The following is a 2,770-nucleotide window of genomic DNA, read 5'->3' as shown; positions in this document are numbered from 1 at the left end:
GTCCTGGACCGGCCCCCCGGCCCGGTCCTCCCCCTGCGCGACCGGCCCCGCCGGTCGCCCTCAGCCGGTCTGCGCCGCCCGGCGGTGGCTCAGGTGCTGCAGCGCCCGGGTGCGCTCACCGGCGGCGGCGCGCACCAGCGCCGCGGGCAGGGTCGCCAGCAGCGCGCCGCCCAGGGGGCGGCCGCCGGGCTCGGCCACGAACCCGTACAGCAGCTCGGCGAGCGCCTCGCGGCGCCGGCCCTGCCGCAGCAGGGCGAAGCCGAGGTTGGTGTGCGACTCCCCCGCGGCCCGCAGGACCTGCCCGGTGTGCGCCGCGAGGCGCTCGTCGGACAGGAAGCGCGTGGCGAAGTACACCAGGGCCCGGTCGTAGCGGGCCTGGGAGGTGATCTGCTGCGGGTGCTGCCGGTAGCGGGTCAGGCGGCGCGGGGAGTAGTACGCCCCCGCGCCGTCGCGGCAGGCCAGGTAGCCGATCCACGTGTCGTAGTTGGTGCCCACGTCGGCGGGCACGTCGGCCAGGTCCAGGCTCGACAGCCGCACGACGGTCGCCATGGCGATGGGCACGGCGCGGTCCACCAGGGCCTGCTGGACGAAGGGGCGGTGCACGCCCGCGGCCAGGCCGGCGCGGCCCCAGCGGCGGGTGTTGCGCTCGGTCTCCTCGACCAGCACGGTCCCGTCGGCGTCGATGAGCCAGTGGTCGCTGAAGGCCAGCGAGAGCGTCGGGTCCTGCTGCAGCGGCGGGACCAGGGTGGCCAGGAAGTCCGGCTCCCACAGGTCGTCGTCGTGCAGCATCGCCGCGAACTCGCCGCGCGCGGCGGCGTAGGCGGCGAAGGCGTTCGCGCGCGCGCCGATGTTGCGGCCGTTGTGGCGGTAGACGATGCGCGGGTCCCCGTAGGACTCGGCGATCGCGCGCGCCTCCTCCGACGGGCCGTTGTCCGACACGATCAGCTCGAAGTCGGTGAACGTCTGCGCCAGGGCCGACTCGATGGCCGGCCGCAGGTAGTCGAACCGCTGGTAGGTCGGCGTGATGATGCTCACCGACGGACGTCCCGAGGACACGGTCCTCAGCCCCCTTCCCCCGCCGCGACCCCCTCTTCGACCGCGGCTCCCGGGCAACCATAGGACGTGGCGGGGCGCGCGGGGGCGGCTCTCCACCCGTCCGCCACGCGTCCTGCGCAGGACGTGAGCCGCGCGCACCAACGCGGTGACGCGCCGTGGTCGACACGGCGCGGGTCGTGGTGCGCTGCGCGCCCCGGCGCGGGACCGGGCGCGAGGCGGGTCCGGGCCGGTGCCCGGGAGGGGTCAGCGGCGCTCGGGCAGGGCGTGGAAGCGCTGCTGGGCGGCCTCCAGGCCCTCCAGCACGAGCTGCTCCACGGCGTCGGCGGCGTCGGAGACCAGGAACGGCAGCTCCCTGCGCTCCACGGTGGAGAACTCCCGCAGCACGAAGTCCGCCGGGTCCTGCCGGCCCGGGGGGCGGCCGATGCCCACGCGCACGCGCGCGTAGTCCTTGCCGCGCAACGACTGCGAGATCGAGCGCAGGCCGTTGTGGCCGCCCTCGCCGCCGCCGCGCTTGAGGCGCACGGCGCCGAAGGGCACGTCCAGCTCGTCGTGGACGACGACCAGGCGCTCCAGCGGCACGTCGTAGTACTTGGCCAGGCCCGCGACGGGCCCGCCGGAGAGGTTCATGTACGAGGTGGGCGCGGCCAGCACGGCGCGCGGGCCGGGCACCCCGCCGGGGCCGGTGCCCAGGCGCACCTCGGCGACCCGGGCACCGGCGCGGTGCCGCTTGAAGGCGGTGGACGCGCGGCCCGCCAGCTCGGCCAGGACCACCTGCCCGACGTTGTGCCGGGTGCGCTCGTGCTCGGCGCCGGGGTTGCCCAGGCCGACGACGAGCCACGCGTCGCTCACCGCGTCCTCCTGCTGCTGCGGGACCGGGTCAGGACTCGGTGGAGCCGGCGGCCTCGGAGGACTCGCCGCCCTGGTCGTCGGAGTGGCTCTCCTCGCGCACGATGCCGGCCTCGGCCTCGAGGGTCTCCAGCTCCGCCTCGACCTGCGCGGCGGTGGCGGCGGCCTGGACGACGACGACGAGCTGCTCGGGGTCGCCGGCCAGGGTGGCGCCGGCGGGCAGGGTGACGTCGCCGGCGGAGACCTGGGCGCCGGCGGCCAGGCCGTCGACGGAGACCTCGATGTTCTCGGGCAGGTGGGTCGCCTCGGCCTCGACGGACAGCGTCGTCAGCTCCTGGTTGACGATGGTGTTCGCCTCGGCCTCGCCGGTCAGGGCGAGCGGGACGTCGACGGTGACCTTCTCGCCGCGGCGCACCACGAGCAGGTCGACGTGCTCGATGAAGCCCTTGATCGGGTCGCGCTGGACGTCCTTGGGCAGCGTCAGGTGGCGCTCGCCCTCCAGCTCGATGTCGAACAGCGCGTTGGCGTGGCGCAGCGCGATCATCGTGTCGTGGCCGGGCAGGGTCACGTGCAGCGGGGCCTCGCCGTGGCCGTAGACGACGGCGGGGATCTTGTTCTCGCGGCGGATGCGGCGGGCGGCGCCCTTGCCGAACTCGGTGCGCTTCTCGGCGGACAGCTTGGTCTCGGCCACTGGGGCTCTCCTCGGGTCGTGGGGTGTTCACGCAGACCTCGGGAGGGCGCGGCGCCGCGTCCACCGCGTCGATCACGGAGGACCGGGTGCTGGACCCGCGCCGTCCCTCGCCGAGGCAACCGGACCCCACTCTACCGGGAGCGGCGGGGCGGCCCGGACGCGCAGCGGGCCGCCCCG

Annotated in this window: 3 protein-coding genes; all 3 read right to left on the bottom strand. The window is 75.8% G+C overall.

The window, feature by feature from the left end:
* Nucleotides 1-60 precede the first annotated feature (60 nt).
* Complete coding sequence (locus ACRYR7_RS25095; RefSeq protein ID WP_432575089.1) at nt 61-1,035, bottom strand: glycosyltransferase family 2 protein; 975 nt, start codon at nt 1,033-1,035, stop codon at nt 61-63.
* A 264-nt stretch (nt 1,036-1,299) separates the two neighbouring features.
* Nucleotides 1,300-1,905 (bottom strand): aminoacyl-tRNA hydrolase, encoded by a 606-nt coding sequence (gene pth / locus ACRYR7_RS25090; RefSeq protein WP_432575088.1) that lies wholly within the window; start codon nt 1,903-1,905, stop codon nt 1,300-1,302.
* Nucleotides 1,906-1,933: 28 nt separating this feature from the next.
* On the bottom strand, nt 1,934-2,593 hold the full coding sequence (locus tag ACRYR7_RS25085) for a 50S ribosomal protein L25/general stress protein Ctc (RefSeq protein ID WP_432575087.1): 660 nt from the start codon (nt 2,591-2,593) through the stop codon (nt 1,934-1,936).
* Nucleotides 2,594-2,770: the final 177 nt, after the last annotated feature.

Source organism: Kineococcus gurbantunggutensis, from assembly GCF_050871925.1.
Taxonomy (GTDB): Bacteria; Actinomycetota; Actinomycetes; order Actinomycetales; family Kineococcaceae; genus Kineococcus.
The sequence above is the reverse complement of the archived record's forward strand: the minus strand, read 5'-3'. Positions and strand labels throughout refer to the sequence as shown.